The sequence below is a fragment of the Desulfoplanes sp. PS50 genome, assembly GCF_053851535.1.
This window is the reverse complement of the sequence record NZ_JBSPZA010000046.1, coordinates 1-15,630: the sequence shown is the minus strand read 5'-3', so window position 1 is coordinate 15,630 and position 15,630 is coordinate 1. Positions and strand designations below refer to the sequence as shown.

Here is a 15,630-nt window from a genome sequence, read left to right as displayed (position 1 = left end):
AAGTACCTCCCAAGGCGGAGTCAAACCAAGTGCTTTCTGGAAGAGATCTAAGTCTTTCATAGCTGCTTTTCCTACTCGGTGGCTTCCCAGATCTCAACCCCCTACCCACACGAAACAGCGAGGAGCCAATATTCTGGATAACGGGTTTATTGACTGATCATGTTGCGTATCATTCTCGAATCTATCACGAAAGCGTATTCCGGCACCGACTTGTTCGACCATCTCAACCTGGAGATCCGGGGCGGTGATCGATTGGCCCTGGTCGGTTCCAACGGCAGTGGAAAATCCACACTCATCAAAATTATTGCCGGTGAAATCAAGGCTGATTCCGGCAGGATTTCCATACCCTCGGGCGCTCGTCTCGGGTATGTGGCCCAGGAACTGACCCCTTTGGAACTTGAAATGTCTCTTGAGGGGTTTGTTTTGGGAGTTCTTCCTTCATGGGGCACTTTCTGGGAAGAATGGCATGCAGCGATCAAGACCGAGGACAAAGCGGCCCTTGAGAGACTGGCAGCGAAGCAGCATGAGTTGGAGACATTGTGCGGCTACAATCCCGAGCACAAGGCCCAGGCTATTCTCCAGGGACTCGGGTTTGTCCAGGATCAGTTTGACAAGCCGCTTCAACGGCTGAGCGGCGGATGGCGGGAACGAGCCAAGCTGGCCCGGGTACTTTTGGCCGGAGCGGACATCCTCTTGCTGGATGAACCCACCAATCACCTCGATCTCGAGGCGGTTGCCTGGCTTGAAGACTATCTGCTCCATTATGAGGGGGTGCTGATCTTTGTGGCCCATGACCGTGTTTTTCTGGACCGTATCGCCAACAAGATCCTTTTTCTGGGAGGTGGAAAACCGGTTGTCAGGCCGGGTAACCTGACCGCTTTTCTGGCCTGGCACCAGGAGTATCTTCAGACGGTCAAGCACAAGGCCGAGGTATTGGAAACGGAAATTGCCAAAAAAGAATCGTTCATAGCCCGATTCCGCTACAAGGCGACCAAGGCGGTCCAGGCTCAAAGCCGACTCAAACAGGTTGATCGACTGAAAAAACAGCTTTCCGACATTCAGCCCGAAACCCTGGGAGGCAAGACCCTCAATTTCAGCTGGCCCGCTCCCAGTCGCGGCAACCGCACGGTCTTGAGCGTCAACAAGCTGAGTTTTGCCTATCCAGGGCATCCTCGGATTCTTGATGACGTGACATTTCATCTCTACAGGGGCCAGAAAATCGCCTTGGCCGGTCCCAATGGTCAGGGTAAGTCGACACTTATCAAAATAGTTATCGGGGAACTCGCAGCGAACAGCGGGGATGTTTCTCTGGGAAATCTGATCAAAGTAGGGTATTTCAGTCAGCATCAGGCCGATATGCTCTGCGGCGACAATGCGGTGCTTACAGAAATCCGTCGCATGGCCGATCCCACAACGACCGAAGAAGAACTCAAGTCCGTTTTGGGCCGTTTCCTGCTCGGAGAAGGTTTTTGGGATTCCCTTGTTGCGGATCTTTCCGGCGGGGAAAAAAACCGTCTGGTCCTGGCCTCCCTCTTTTTGAGCAAGGCCAATTTTTTTGTTCTCGATGAGCCGACAAACCATCTGGATCTGGAGAGCCGTGAGGCCCTGGTCCAGGCTCTGCAGGATTTTCCAGGCACGATATTGTTTGTGGCTCACGATCGCTATCTTTTGGAAAGGGTGGCTCAAGAGGTCTGGGAGCTCAAAAATTGCGGTATTGTTGTCCATCAGGGTGGTTTCCAGGAGTATCAGCGCTCCTTGGGACAGAAAACGAATGCAGAGCAGGAACATTCAGGGCTGGATATCGCCAAGGCCAATCGCAAGGAGCAAAAACGACTGAAACGACTGCAGGCGGAGCAGCGTAATCAGGCCTATGCCCTGCTCCGGCCCTTGAAAAAAAAGTACGCTGAACTCGAGGGTGAACTCGAGAAAAATATCGAGGATCAGGAGCGTCTGGAAATGACATTGGCGGATCCGTCCATCTATGCCGATGGGCAAAAGGTGCAGGGGTTGAATATGGAATTTGCCAACGTCCGAGATGCAGGGGACCGGTTGATGTCCGAACTCGCCTACCTTGAAAAGGAAATTCAGGAAATCGAGGAGCAACGGGATCTCCTCGAGCATGAAGGGTGATCTGCCGGAGGGATGGACACGGTTTCACGGCTCGGTCCTGTTTCAGCCACAGCACGTTGCTAAAAATCGAACAGTGGCAGGGAAGTTCGATTCGTCGAGCAGGAATGAATACTTCTAATACCTATACGCCCGTAGTTGCCGGAATTGCAGTACATGGTTCCCGTTTTCTGGCGGCCAGGCGTCCGCCGGGAGTCCGATTCGGGGGGTTATGGGAATTTCCCGGGGGCAAGGTCGAATCCGGCGAGACCCTCGACGAGGCCCTTGTCCGTGAGTTTGTCGAGGAATTGAATATCAGACCGACCAGGCACAAGCTCTGGCAGGAACGCAGAAAGTCCTATGGCGACAATTTTCACGTCTGGTTATACTTTTTTATCGTGACCGAATTTCAAGGGATCCCTGAACCCCGCGAGGGGCAGACCCTCGCCTGGTTGACACCGCAGGAGGCCCTTGAAAAACAATTTCTCTCCGCCGATATCGAGATTGTCCACAGTCTTGGCCGGTTGATGGGGATTTGAACGACAAAACCCTTTTTGACAGTCTTTTTTCATGCAGTGAGCCTCTCACTTGCTGCATGAAAGGGCTGTGGATGATTTTGAGAACACTTCACGCAACGGGTGACGACTCATGCAATCGAATCAGGTCCAGGCACTTATCGAGTGGGCAAATCTGACTCAGGAACAGGTCAATACCGTCGAAAGTCTGCGCAAAAAACGGCGACTGGATTTCCTGCATGCAGCCTATAAGGGCGGGATCGTCAGTGATGCCCAGTATACGGAATTTCTGGCCCAGCGGTTGGGAATTCCGGCCGTGGATCCGGCCCGGATGTTGATCCCGGAGACCGTATTGCGGCTTGTGTCCAGAGACTTGTTGGAAAAATACAGCGCTGCTCCGTTTTTTATCAAGGGAAAAAAGCTTTTTCTGGCCATTTCAGAACCCGATGATATCCTCGCTGTGGACGATATCCGCTTCATGACCGGCCTTGATCCTGTCGTTCATGTGGCGTCACCGGGATCGATCACCAAGTGTATCAGCCAGCTCAAACATGACGATGAGCCCGAGGATTTCGGCAATATCCAGGATGCCCTGTCCGATATGGAAGGTGAGGGCATTGATTTCGAGACGGGTGAGAGTGAGGAGAGCGATGATACCTCAACCCTCGAGGCCGCTACCCAGGCACCCGTGGTCAAGATGGTCAATCTGATCATCATGGACGCTATCAAGAAAAAGGCCTCGGATATCCATATCGAGCCCTATGAGAAAAATTTCAGGGTCCGTTTGCGGATCGATGGACTTTTGCATGAGACCATGCGTCCGCCAGTCCGTCTCAAGAATGCCATGATTTCCAGACTCAAGATCATGGCCCATCTCAATATTGCCGAACGGCGTATCCCCCAGGACGGACGTATCAAGGTCAGAACTCCCGGGGGCAAGGAGATGGAATTTCGTGTCTCCATTTTGCCGACGCTTTTTGGAGAGAAAGTGGTCATGCGACTTTTGGACAAATCCGCGCTCAAGGTCGATCTTTCGCAGCTGGGATTCGAGGAGCGATCCCTGGCGACATTGAGCAAGACCGTGCACAGGCCCTATGGAATGGTCCTGGTAACCGGACCTACAGGCTCGGGTAAGACGACCACACTCTACTCGATCATCTCTGAACTCAATGAAGAAGGGGTCAATATCTCCACGGCCGAAGACCCGGTCGAGTTCAGTCTGCCCGGCGTGAATCAGGTTCTGGTCAAGGAGGATGTCGGACTGACCTTTGCAGCGGCCTTGCGGTCCTTTTTGCGTCAGGATCCCGATATCATTCTGGTCGGTGAAATCCGGGACGTGGAAACCGCAGAGATCGCCATCAAGGCCGCCTTGACCGGTCATTTGGTACTTTCGACCTTGCACACCAATGATGCGCCCAGCACATTGACCCGATTGCTCAACATGGGGGTGGATGGTTTCCTGGTGGCATCGTCGGTCAATGTCATTGTTGCCCAGCGTTTGGTGCGCAAGATATGTCCCTTTTGTCGTCGCGAGATAGAGCCGGATCGGGAAATGCTCTCCCGGCTGGGCATGTCCGACGACGACATGGTCGATGCTACCATTTACGAACCCGTGGGGTGTTCTGAATGCAATGAATCCGGATATAAGGGACGCTGCGGCGTGTACGAGGTCCTTGAAATGACTTCTGAAATGCAGGAATTGGTCCTTGAGGGGAGAAGCGTTCTGGAAATCCGGAATCTTGCCATTGAGCAGGGAATGATGACCCTTCGCGACAGTGCATTATACAAATTGAAGCATGGTATTACCTCGGTCCAGGAGGTCATGCGGGTGACCGTCTAGTGCACGAAATCTGCAAGGATTCCCCGCTGCCGCTTGCGTGAAGGTCAAGGTTTTTTGACGAGTTGGACCGGAATCCGGGTGTATCCGAATCGTTTGTTCGTGGTGAGAGTCGCGGAAGTAAAAGGAGTGTGAACCATGCCCATTTTTATCTACAAGGCCAAAAATCGAAGCGGGAAAAGGGTCAAGGGGGATCTGGACGTCTCTTCACTGGAAGTGGCCCAGGCAGCATTGCAGCGCAAAGGTTTTACCGATATCAAGGTCAAGCCTCGGCCCAAGGATCTTCTGGAGGGGACGTTTCTCGAAGAAGGGGTCAAGGCACGGGACATGGTAGTTTTCAGCCGTCAGTTCGCAACCATGATCAATTCCGGAGTCCCCATCCTTCAGTCGCTGCAGGTCATGTGCGAGCAGACTGAAAATGGAAAATTGCGAAGAACCCTGTACTCCATTCGCAATTCCATTGAAGGGGGAAGTACCCTGTTTGACGCCATGCGGAAATTTCCCGATATCTTCGATACCCTATATGTGAACATGGTCAATGCGGGCGAAATCGGAGGTATTCTGGATATCGTTTTGACCCGACTTTCCGAATACATAGAAAAGGCAGCCAAACTCAAGGCCAAGGTCAAGGGGGCCATGATCTATCCCGGTGTCGTGGTTACGGTAGCTGTCGCCGTAGTGGCCATCATCCTCATTTTTGTCATCCCGACCTTTGAGACCATGTTCAAGGATTTTGGAGGGGCACTTCCCCTGCCCACCCAGATTGTCATCAACATGAGTCGGTTCGTGCAGGGAAATTTCCTTGTACTTGTGGGCTGCATCATTGCGTTGTTTGTGGCCCTGAAGATGTTTTACAAATGGGAAAAGGGCAAGATCCTTGTGGATCGCTGGGTGCTTTTTTTGCCTGTTTTCGGGCCCCTGCTTCGAAAAGTGGCTGTTGCCAGGTTCAGCAGGACCATGAGCACGATGATTTCAAGCGGTGTGCCCATTCTTTCTGCCCTTGATATCGTGGCCAAGACATCGGGAAACAAGACGGTCGAGCGGGGGGTCATGGAGGCGGCCAAGAGCATTGCCGAGGGCCAGAATCTTGCCGATCCCCTGGACGCCACGGGGGTGTTTCCCCCCATGGTCATTCACATGATCTCCATCGGCGAATCCACAGGGGCCTTGGACTCCATGCTGGAGAAGATCGCTGATTTTTATGACGACGAAGTCGATGTCGCTGTGGAGTCCCTGACCGCCTTGATCGAGCCCTTGATGATCGTTTTTCTCGGAGTGGTTGTTGGGGGATTGGTCGTGAGCATGTACCTGCCTATCTTCAAGATCGGAGAAACGATCTGATGAATTTTCTTACCAATACAAAAGAATCGATTTCGAAAGATGCAACAAGATGGATCGCATCGTGATTTGCAGGATCGTGGATCGTTGGAACAGATCCAAACAGGGATCCTGCGCCGATATATAAGGAGATATTTTGAAAATCAGTGAGTTGTTGCAAGATAACAAACCCTTTGTCTCTCTGGAATTTTTTCCCCCCAAGGAACGGGTTTCCTGGCCAGGATTTTTCGATGTGGTCAGAGATCTCAAGGCCACGCATCCCTTGTTCGTTTCCGTGACCTACGGGGCAGGGGGGACCAGTCAGACCAATACCCTGGAGATAGCCACCCGTCTCAAGCAGGAGTATGGTCTCGAACCCCTGGCCCATTTTACCTGTGTGGGGGCTTCGGAAGCGCGGTTGCGGCGTTTTCTGGATGGACTGACCGCTGGTGGGGTTGAAAACGTTTTGGCGCTTCGGGGAGATCCTCCACGAGGGGAAAAACATTTCAATGCCTCTGACAGCGAATTTTCCCATGCGGTCGATCTGGTCAGGTTCATTCGCAAGGAATATCCCCATTTTTGTATCGGCGTTGCCGGCTATCCGGAAACCCATCCCGAGGCCATCAGTCCGGACCGTGATCTTGGTTTTCTCAAGGATAAGCTGGATGCTGGGGCTGATTTTGTTGTCACCCAGCTTTTTTTCGACAACAGTCTGTATTTTGATTTTGTCGACAAGGCCCGGTCCATCGGCATTACCAAGCCCATTATTCCCGGAGTGCTTCCGGTTGCCAGTCTCGCGGGTGTAAAACGGATGCTCGGGTTTTGTGGAGCCGCCATTCCCGAAGAATATCTCCATGATCTCGAGGTCGTCTATGAACGATATGGAGATGCTGCGGTGCGTGGGCTGGGTCTGGGCTATGCCAAGAACCAGGTCAAGGGATTGATTGAAAGCGGGGCCCCCGGGGTTCATTTGTATACGCTGAACAAGGCGGAAACCTGTTTGGAGATCGTGCGCAGCGAGAGTGGGCTCTTGGAAACGACTACGAAACGATAACCTCTCGTTTTTTTAACTTAATGTTTTTACTGGAGAATGAATGAAGGACGTCGAATATATCGTGGCTCTCACCGGTGGCTCGGAGATTGTGGCCAAGGAGATTGTAGCCATTCTCGAAGAAGGGGAATTCCCTTGTGCGCGTGTTGTGGCCTTTGTCGAGAGCGATGAGGAAAATGTGGATCTGACCTTCCATGGCGAAGATGTTCCCATCGAGTACTTGAGCGAGGCCGGTTTCAGGAATGTCGATCTGGTCTTTTTTGCGGGTGACAGGAAGGTTTCCAATGAGTGGATTCCCGCAGCGGCAAAGGCGGATTGTCTTGTTGTCGATTGTTCGATGACCAGTGGGAGTGATGCATCCGGAGGAGGTGTCATCGCATCTGGTGTCAATGAGGGACGCATGGCCGAAAGTATGGGGGTCGTGACCTGTCCCGGGGCTGCTTCGTTGCAGCTTGCAACGATCATCAAACCCCTCCACGATGCCTTCACCATAAAGCGGGTGGTGGTTTCCACCTATCAGGCCGTATCGGAACAGGGCCGGTCCGGGATTGAAGAACTGGAAACCCAGTTGCGTCATCTGCTCAATTATCAGGAAGCAACAAGTGGGACATTTCCGTACCAGATAGCATGTAATTGTCTGCCGCAAGTGGGATCCATAGATGAAGATGAGTACACCTCAGAGGAGAAGACCATTGTCAGGGAAACCAGGAGTATTCTGGGAGACAAGTCCCTGCAGATAACCGTCACGGCCTGTCTGGTGCCGGTTCTTTTTGGGCATGGTTTGTCCGTGAATATCGAAACGGTGCAGGAGAGTACCCCGCACACGGCTCGGGCCATTCTGAGTCAGGCCCGCGGAGTCAGTGTTTTCGACAACCCGGGTGAACAGATGTATCCCATGCCCTTGGTCGTTTCTGGGCATGAGGATGTTTTTGTGGGGCGTATCCGACAAGATCCTTCTGTTGAGCATGGGCTCAACCTGTGGATCGTCGGGGACAATATTCGGAACAAGGCCTCCAATGCCGTTCGTATCGGAGCGTCTCTTCTGGAACAGAAGATCGGATGATCGAGGTGATTCCGGAAGATTGAATGTGTTGAAGTTACAAACGTTGCCGTGTGATCTGGAGAAACAAGATGCAGCAGATAGACGAATATCAATACATGGAAAGGATTCTGGCCCTGGAGCGTCCGGGCGAGAAAAATTTTCTGGCCTTTTACGACCACCGCCTCCGGGGCGTAGTCACCAATCCCCGGTTGATGCTCATTCCCCTGGACGACCATCTGGTGCACCGGGGAGATGGGGTTTTCGAGACCCTCAAGTTCATTGACGGCAAGTTGTACCAACTCGATGCCCATCTCCAGAGATTGCGCAATTCATCGGAAACCATTTTCATAAACGCTCCCGCCCCCTGGGATACTATCCGAGGCATTGTCCTGGACGTGGCCCGGGCCGCCGGGGTGCAAAACGGGATTGTTTCCATTTTCATAGGACGTGGATTGGGGGGATTCTCGCTTGATTTCAGGGAATGCGAACATTCGACACTGTATGTCATTGCTCGTCGATTTCCCGCCCTTTCCGAACAACTATGGGAAAAGGGCGTCCAGGCATGCCGGTCGAGTCTTCCTGCCAGACCCAAGGAGTTGGTGCGTATCAAGAGTGTCAACTATCTCAATAACGTACTTATGAAACGGGAGGCCATTCTCAAGGGTTGTGCCTATCCCCTTTGTTTTGGTCCGGATCATTTTCTGGCCGAAGGGGCTGCTGAAAACATCATCATCGTTGACCAGAACGGGCAGCTGATCGTTCCTGAAATGAACTACGCCCTGGTTGGAACGACCATGTTGAGGGCCCTGGAACTGATCGGTCGCGAACATGATTATACAACACGCCCCATCAGCGAGGACGACATCCGGGTGGCACGAGAGGTCATTCTGCTCGGTACATCCATTGATGCCTTGAGTGTTGTCCGCTATAACGGCAAACCCATTCACGATGTTCGTCCGGGACCGGTAAGCAAGCGGTTGCGGGCTATACTTCAGGAGGATCTCAGAAGTCAGGGGACACCGTTCGTGCAGGAGTGATCAAACGCATACGAAAAAAGGAAGGGTCGCCAGGTAAGGCAAGAGGGCATCCGGTAGCAAGCAAATCTGTCCTGATGACCAAAACATCATGCAACCATCGACAATCATGATGTAAAACTACAGATAGTATTTCGGAATATCGAAACCATTTCAAAAGGTCCGCATCTCCCGGTAAGGAGGATGCGGACCTTTTTATTTTCGACGCATGGATTCAAACAGGGCGAGATACCTGGAGGTCATGGTTTCACAGGAATGATGGGCGTGGACGTATTCAAAGGCCGTGTCTGCCAATGACTGAGCCTTGCTCTGATCGGTGAGGAGCCGGTGGATGTTCGAGGCCAGCATGTGAGCATCGTGAACCGAAGAGACAAGCCCATGATCGGGAACAATTTCTCTGAGTCCTCCCGCATCTGTGGAGGCAACCGGGATTTTATGGCGAAAGGCTTCCAGCACGGTGCTTCCAAGGCCTTCCTCCTGAGAACTCATCACAAAGACATCGGCCAGAGGCAAAAGACCTTCAGCGTTATCAACAAAGCCAAGTAATTTATAGTAATCAGCCATTCCCTTCTTTTGGATCAGAGCGTGGATTTCGGTTTCGAGATGGCCGGAACCACAATGAAAAAACATCGTGTTCGGTTCCATACGGTGCAGGTAGCTGATCGCTTCGACCATGGTGTGCGGGTCCTTGTGCGGAACCAGTGCAGCAATCGTCAGAATAATTTTTTTGCCTGATCGTTTGGGGCCTAGAATCTGGTCGCGGATGTCAGCTGGGGGATCGGGGAGCGGGGCATTCAATGCAATGGCACTGGGGATGACAATATCGGTGGATACGCCGAAATCATCGAGTACCCGGGCAATAGCCTGAGAGATGGCCACCACCTTGTCTGTATGCATGAACTTGAATGTGGCAGGAAACCCGCGAGGCCTGAAATCAACGCGCCGGGTATAGACGGTTGGAGTCTTGTGAAAGGGTCTGGTCAGGACTGCAACACTCTGTGCTTTGGCTGTTTGGGCATGGAGAATGTCAAACGATGCCCCGTGCAGTGCCAGATACCACATGGCCTGAACCGAACCATGAATCTCGTGACAAGGGATATGTTGTTTTTTGGCTTTGTGGGCGAGTGGATGATCTTTGCGGCAAAGGATTTCGACCTGGTGACCCGAGCGGATCATTCCAAGGGCTGTAAGAAACGTTTGTTTTTCACCGCCCCTCCAGGTCCTTTCTGTATTGATCTGTAAAATTTTCATTGAGTACGTACCGAGTGTTTCAGGGATAATGTGTACATAAAGACCTTTGAAACATTCGACATTTGGGTATGCCGGCGGGCAAGGCGTTGAGATGTTGAGTACATGCAATGAATGTCTCACGGAAAGGTAACCAACCAGCCAGCAGGGGGATTCCTAGATCGCTCAGCAGGGGATGTCGAGAAAAAAATAGCTGCTTCAGGACCAATCTTAAAAAAGAGGATGAGAAAACGTTGAGATGTTGAAAAATATACTCTTTATTTTAAATAGTTATGAAAAAGCTAGAGAGCTTGGGGAACATGAATCAGTGGCATGGATATTGTTAAGTCAATGCAACGAGAATGAAACCACAACCCTGACCTGGCAAATTCCATGAAAGTAATCGTTCAAATACCCTGCTTTAACGAGGAAACTACCCTCCCCCAGACAATCAAGGATATTCCTTCAAAAATCGAAGGGGTTGATAGCGTTGAGATACTCATTGTCGACGACGGAAGCACTGACAAGACGGTGGAAGTGGCCAAAAAACTCGGGGTCACTCACATTGTGAGCAATATCTGCAATAAAGGGCTGGCCTATACCTATGTAACCGCCCTGGATGCATGTTTACGGCTGGGTGCTGACATCATCGTCAATACAGATGGAGACAACCAGTACAAGGGAGAGGACATCCTGCACCTATTCTCAGGGGGGAAGCCGAGCTGGTGGTTGGCGACAGGCAGACGGATTCCATTGCGCATTTCAGTAGGAGTAAAAAAGGATTGCAGCGGGTTGGCAGCAGTGTCGTTCGTTTTTTGTCAGGTACGGATATCAGGGATGCCGTGAGTGGATTTCGCGCCATCAGTCGCAAAGCAGCCATGAAAATGAATATTGTAACCGGGTATTCATATACTGTTGAATCCATCATTCAAGCGGGAAAGAAAGGTTTGGCAGTAACAAGTGTTCCTATAGGAACAAACGGTAAAACGCGAGAATCACGGCTTGTGAAAAGTGTTTTCAAATTTGTATCCATGCAAATTAATACCATGGTTAGAATGTATACCATGTATCAACCTTTGAGAGTCTTTTTTCTAATAGGGATGCTTTTTATCATTACGGGTATGATTCCTTCTTTGAGATTCCTTTACTATTATATTTCAGGTACGGGAAGTGGACATATTCAATCCCTTATTCTGGCGTCAATTCTTTTTATTGTTGGATTTCAAATACTGGTATTGGGTCTCATTGGTGATGTGATATCATTCAATAGAAGATTGATCGAGGAAACGTTACTGCGTGTACGCAGGATCGAGTTCGACTACCTCTGTGAAAAGAGGACTCGATGAGAATTTCGATTGTAGGTCCAACATATCCATTTCGTGGTGGAATAGCACAACATACCACTTTATTATGTAATACAATGCGAAAAAAACATGAAGTACAATTTATTTCCTATACACGACAATATCCAAAAATTATTTTTCCTGGAAAAACAGATCGTGACCCAAGCAAGAATACATTGCATACAGATTCCGTTGAATATCTTATCGATTCGATGAATCCATATTCATGGTATCGGGCTTCAAATGCCATTGTTCGTTTCAGGCCCGATCGAGTTGTTTTTCCATGGTGGGTTATCTTTTGGGCTCCCCAGACAGTATATCTGGCTAAAAAAGTGAAGAAAAAGACCAATTCTAAAATAATAATCTTATGCCACAATGTGACTGATCATGAAGGTAATAGGGTCAAGGAGTGTATAAACAAATATGTTCTAAGAAACGGAGATGTATTGATAACACAATCTAACGAAGAGACAAGAAAAATCAAGAAAATTCTTTGTAGTAAATATGAAGACGAAAAAATAATTACAGGATTTCATCCTACATATGAAGATTTATGTACAAATAAAAAAGTGAATCATTGCAAAGACAAAAAAAAATATGAACTTTTATTTTTCGGTTTTGTAAGAAGGTATAAGGGGTTGAATGTTCTTCTTGAGGCTCTTCCCAAGATTTTAAAATCCAAAAATGTTCAGCTCAAAATTGTCGGAGAATTTTGGAAGGACAAACTGGAGTATTTACAAAAAATCGAAGAATTGGGGATCAAAAAAAATATTACAATAATCGATGAATATATTCCGAATGAACAATTGGGTACCTATTTTCACCAGGCAGATTTGGTCATCCAGCCGTATTTGAGTGCTTCAGGAAGCGGTGTGAGTCAATTGGCGTATGGATTTGGCAAGCCTGTCATTGCAAGTAGCGTGGGGAGTATCGGTGAAATCATAGAAGATGGAATCAACGGAAGACTCGTGAATCCCGGGGATCCCCAAGGACTTTCAAGTGCTGTGCTTGAATCGTTGGATCCGGTGAAACTGACGGTCATGCACAATGAAGCTAAAAAGGTTGCAAAGCGATTTTCATGGGATCGGTTCGCGGAAATAATAACAACCTGCTAAAAAAGGAAATGATCAATGGAAGTTTCAAAGGCCTATGGAAGTGATACAGGGGAAGGGATTCCCAAAAAAAGTTTTTTGGAAAAAATTTATCTTTATGCGCAACATGTGTGCGGAAGTAAAAAAATCAGTGTATTTATGGTTCAGGGATTTATTTTTTTTATATTTAAAAATTTTCCCACCATCCTAGGAACGTATTTGCGACCAATCGTTTATGCTCTTGTATTCAAAAAAATTCGTTCCGGTTGCTTGATCGAGGGAGGTGTACGTTTTGAAATTCCTAGTCGGATACGATTGGGGGGGAATGTATTTATTGGTGAAAGTTGTTGGATTGGAAGCGGAACGAATACTGGAAGCATAGACATTAAAAAGAATTCTTTTATCGCTCATAGATCGACACTCGCTGCACAAGGAGGAAGTATTCTGATAAAAAAACACGTCCATGTCAGTCGGGGAAGCTACATCAATGGAATTGGAAACGTGATTATTGGGAATGACTGCATGATAGGCCCTCATGTCGTTATCATAAGTGGGACGCATAATTACAAGGATCTAACGATTCCAATACGAAAGCAGGGATCCGTCAAGAAAAGAATCGTTATTGAAGACAATGTCTGGCTGGCTGCAAATGTGAATGTCATGCCGGGTGTACGAATCGGCAAGGGAAGTGTCATTGGTGCCGGGGCTGTTGTAACAAAAGACATTCCACCTTACAGCATTGCTGTTGGAGTTCCCGCACGGATTATAAAGAGCAGAAAAAATGATGAATAAACCAAATTTCTTTGTGGTTGGCGAACCAAAGTCGGGCACGACATCCCTGCATGAATTTCTCAGCCAGCATCCGCAGATCACTATGTCAAGGGTCAAAGAACCATATTATTTTTGTACTGATTTACATGCAGAAAGTGATCAATTTCATGGAAAAAAACTTTATTTCAAATATAGAGAAAAAAACAAATATTTATCGATATTCAATCAGGATAAAAAATATGAAGTAGTAGGGGAGTCATCAACCTTTTATATATGGTCGAAGAACGCTGCTGAAAATATATATAATTATGACAGAAAATCAAAGATACTCATCTTTTTACGAAATCCTATACATTTTATTCATTCTCTTCATTCACATTGGGTTGTCGAAACATACGAAAACCTATGTGATTTTGAGGATGCATTATCGGCTGAAGCCGATAGGAAAACAAACTGGAAAAAGATTCCACCCAGGGCATATTTTCCATCGATGTTATACTACACGTCCATGGTCGACTATGCCGGACAGGTCGGAAGATTTTTGAAACGATTTGATCATCAGCAAGTCAAAATTGTTTTATTCGAAACATTTCAAAAAAATAATGAAAAGATTTTCAAAGAGATATTAAACTTTTTAGAGGTAGACACTTCTTTTAAACCCGATTTTAAAAGACTTAATACCAGTAAAAAGCCTCGGATCAAGACATTGAACTATCTAGCTCAAAACGTATATTTTCTTGAAACTATGAAAACGATATTGCCATATGGTCTTCATGCTCAAATAAAGAAAATTGGTCAGAGTATGCTTTGGAAAAAAACGCATCGTAAAGAAATTACTACCAAAGTATATGGTGAATTGGCCAAAAAATTTCGTAAAGATGTAGCCTGCATTCCCGGTTTTTTATAACGAGGATGGAGGTTCAACCCCCATATACTTATAAAGGTCGGTTTGATTTTTGGTCATCTCCCCGACGCGTAAAGCTCGTCCCGGTTGTTCGTAACATTCGATGACATCAAATTCGTCTAAAAGGCTTTGCATCGTGTATTTTTGAAAAAGCTTACCATTCTTCATTTGTTTTTTTATATAAGATAAGTATATTAGTGCAATAAACTCTACAAACAATTTTCCATCAAGACTCATATCTGAAGAAACAGCAGGGCGATTGAATCCCAAACGATCCTTTAGATCACAAAAGGCCTTCTCAACAAGATCTTTATTCCTATAGATTTCAATTGCTTTAATTGGATCTTTCACAGCATTGCTCAAAAGAACAAAATAACCGTAGTTTTGTTTGGCTTTCTCGATAGCATCATCTTTTGCGATTACTTGGGTTCCACGAAATGGAGTGGTCTTAATGGTAAAATACTTTTCATATTTCTTCTCATTGTTCGAATTTCGTTTGCCACTTTCCAGTTCCTCGTGAAGTGTACGCAACATTTTGTGAAATTTTCTCTCGTCATCTACAGCTTGAGCGGCATTATAATAAATATGTACATACATCCTCCGCTCACCACTTAAGATATCCCCTTTGTTCGGGCGTTGTTGAGAGTATTTCCATTTGATTGTAGAAGACTTAGCATAGAGGTCGTAATCACTGCTATAGCTAGACCATGATCTAATATTATCTTTTAATTTTTCTATTTCATTATTTACAAATTTAAGATTCTTTTTTGTTGCAATCAAAAATTTTAAATGATTTTTGTAAAGCGCATTGATATTTTTTTCACTGTAAAAACCTCGATCCATAACAAGATTTGCCTTACTGACACCAAATGTCTTCATGTCCGCTAGCAAATTCATTACAGTTTTTACATCATGTATATTCCCCGGCAATTTACGGTAATAAAAAGGGAGATTTGATTGTTCTCCAAATAGAAGGGCGAGGTTAATCTGAGGCAACGGATCATGATCTTTGTTTACTCCATAACGAACTTGCTTCAGGCTGTTAGAATAGCTTGAAATTGACGTCGTGTCGTAAGCCCAGAATTCATCTTTGGCACGGCGTGCTCCCTGGAGTCTAAAAAAACGTTCCCTTGCATCGTCAGTAATAGATGCGAACAGTTCACTGCTTCGTTGAGACGTAATTACTTTTTCACAAGGATGCTTGTGCGTAAAAGCCCACTTTGGAAACCGACTCAAGGGATTTTTGTCTTCAAGGATTAGGTAATAAGCTATGGAGAGAATTTGCTTATATGTGTTTGGAAAGCACGATTTTAGATCCTTTGTAACGCCTGTTTTTTGTCCGATCAAATCAAAAAGGTGAGTGGCACCATAAAAGCTGTGCGAGGCTTCAAT

Annotated in this window: 14 protein-coding genes; 12 read left to right on the top strand and 2 right to left on the bottom strand. The window is 47.5% G+C overall.

Going from position 1 to position 15,630, the window contains the following annotated elements:
- Positions 1 to 159: 159 nt before the first annotated feature.
- The 7 genes from ACTVJH_RS14715 (at position 160) to ACTVJH_RS14685 (ending at position 8,905) form a co-directional block, all read left to right on the top strand.
- Positions 160 to 2,130, top strand: a complete 1,971-nt coding sequence (locus ACTVJH_RS14715) for an ABC-F family ATP-binding cassette domain-containing protein (RefSeq protein WP_455992314.1) — start codon at positions 160 to 162, stop codon at positions 2,128 to 2,130.
- A gap of 104 nt (positions 2,131 to 2,234) precedes the next feature.
- Positions 2,235 to 2,645, top strand: a complete 411-nt coding sequence (locus ACTVJH_RS14710; protein ID WP_455992312.1) for a (deoxy)nucleoside triphosphate pyrophosphohydrolase — start codon at positions 2,235 to 2,237, stop codon at positions 2,643 to 2,645.
- A 109-nt stretch (positions 2,646 to 2,754) separates the two neighbouring features.
- The gene (gene pilB / locus ACTVJH_RS14705; RefSeq protein WP_455992309.1) at positions 2,755 to 4,461 is read left to right on the top strand and encodes a type IV-A pilus assembly ATPase PilB; all 1,707 of its coding nucleotides are present in this window, start codon (positions 2,755 to 2,757) and stop codon (positions 4,459 to 4,461) included.
- Between the two features lie 135 nt (positions 4,462 to 4,596).
- The gene (locus ACTVJH_RS14700; protein ID WP_455992306.1) at positions 4,597 to 5,799 is read left to right on the top strand and encodes a type II secretion system F family protein; all 1,203 of its coding nucleotides are present in this window, start codon (positions 4,597 to 4,599) and stop codon (positions 5,797 to 5,799) included.
- Positions 5,800 to 5,932: 133 nt separating this feature from the next.
- Positions 5,933 to 6,829, top strand: coding sequence for a methylenetetrahydrofolate reductase [NAD(P)H] (gene metF / locus ACTVJH_RS14695; protein ID WP_455992304.1), 897 nt, complete (start codon positions 5,933 to 5,935; stop codon positions 6,827 to 6,829).
- A 40-nt stretch (positions 6,830 to 6,869) separates the two neighbouring features.
- Positions 6,870 to 7,889: an aspartate-semialdehyde dehydrogenase gene (locus ACTVJH_RS14690; RefSeq protein ID WP_455992302.1), complete on the top strand. Its 1,020-nt coding sequence runs from the start codon at positions 6,870 to 6,872 to the stop codon at positions 7,887 to 7,889.
- A gap of 68 nt (positions 7,890 to 7,957) precedes the next feature.
- Positions 7,958 to 8,905 (top strand): aminotransferase class IV, encoded by a 948-nt coding sequence (locus tag ACTVJH_RS14685; RefSeq protein ID WP_455992300.1) that lies wholly within the window; start codon positions 7,958 to 7,960, stop codon positions 8,903 to 8,905.
- A 192-nt stretch (positions 8,906 to 9,097) separates the two neighbouring features.
- Here the strand turns inward: ACTVJH_RS14685 and ACTVJH_RS14680 are convergent, their stop codons facing one another.
- Positions 9,098 to 10,153: a glycosyltransferase family 4 protein gene (locus ACTVJH_RS14680; protein ID WP_455992297.1), complete on the bottom strand. Its 1,056-nt coding sequence runs from the start codon at positions 10,151 to 10,153 to the stop codon at positions 9,098 to 9,100.
- A gap of 369 nt (positions 10,154 to 10,522) precedes the next feature.
- On the opposite strand from ACTVJH_RS14680, the gene ACTVJH_RS14675 reads away from it, so the two are divergent.
- Genes ACTVJH_RS14675 through ACTVJH_RS14655 form a run of 5 tightly spaced genes read left to right on the top strand, consistent with a single transcriptional unit; the run spans position 10,523 to position 14,241 of the window.
- Entirely contained in the window at positions 10,523 to 10,975 is a 453-nt protein-coding gene (locus ACTVJH_RS14675) for a glycosyltransferase family 2 protein (protein WP_455992295.1), read from the top strand.
- Positions 10,972 to 11,475: a hypothetical protein gene (locus tag ACTVJH_RS14670; protein WP_455992293.1), complete on the top strand. Its 504-nt coding sequence runs from the start codon at positions 10,972 to 10,974 to the stop codon at positions 11,473 to 11,475. The genes ACTVJH_RS14675 and ACTVJH_RS14670 overlap by 4 nt, the downstream gene beginning before the upstream one ends.
- Positions 11,472 to 12,587 (top strand): glycosyltransferase, encoded by a 1,116-nt coding sequence (locus ACTVJH_RS14665; protein ID WP_455992291.1) that lies wholly within the window; start codon positions 11,472 to 11,474, stop codon positions 12,585 to 12,587. The genes ACTVJH_RS14670 and ACTVJH_RS14665 overlap by 4 nt, the downstream gene beginning before the upstream one ends.
- Before the next feature lie 15 nt (positions 12,588 to 12,602).
- Entirely contained in the window at positions 12,603 to 13,355 is a 753-nt protein-coding gene (locus ACTVJH_RS14660; RefSeq protein ID WP_455992288.1) for an acyltransferase, read from the top strand.
- A complete protein-coding gene (locus ACTVJH_RS14655) occupies positions 13,345 to 14,241 on the top strand; it encodes a sulfotransferase (protein WP_455992285.1) in 897 nt (298 codons plus the stop codon). Before ACTVJH_RS14660 ends, ACTVJH_RS14655 begins: the two co-directional genes overlap by 11 nt.
- Here ACTVJH_RS14655 and ACTVJH_RS14650 read toward each other — a convergent pair.
- Positions 14,236 to 15,630 (bottom strand): IS1634 family transposase (locus tag ACTVJH_RS14650; RefSeq protein ID WP_455992282.1); only part of this gene is annotated, 1,395 nt, incomplete at its 5' end. The two genes, ACTVJH_RS14655 and ACTVJH_RS14650, sit on opposite strands and share 6 nt — an antisense overlap.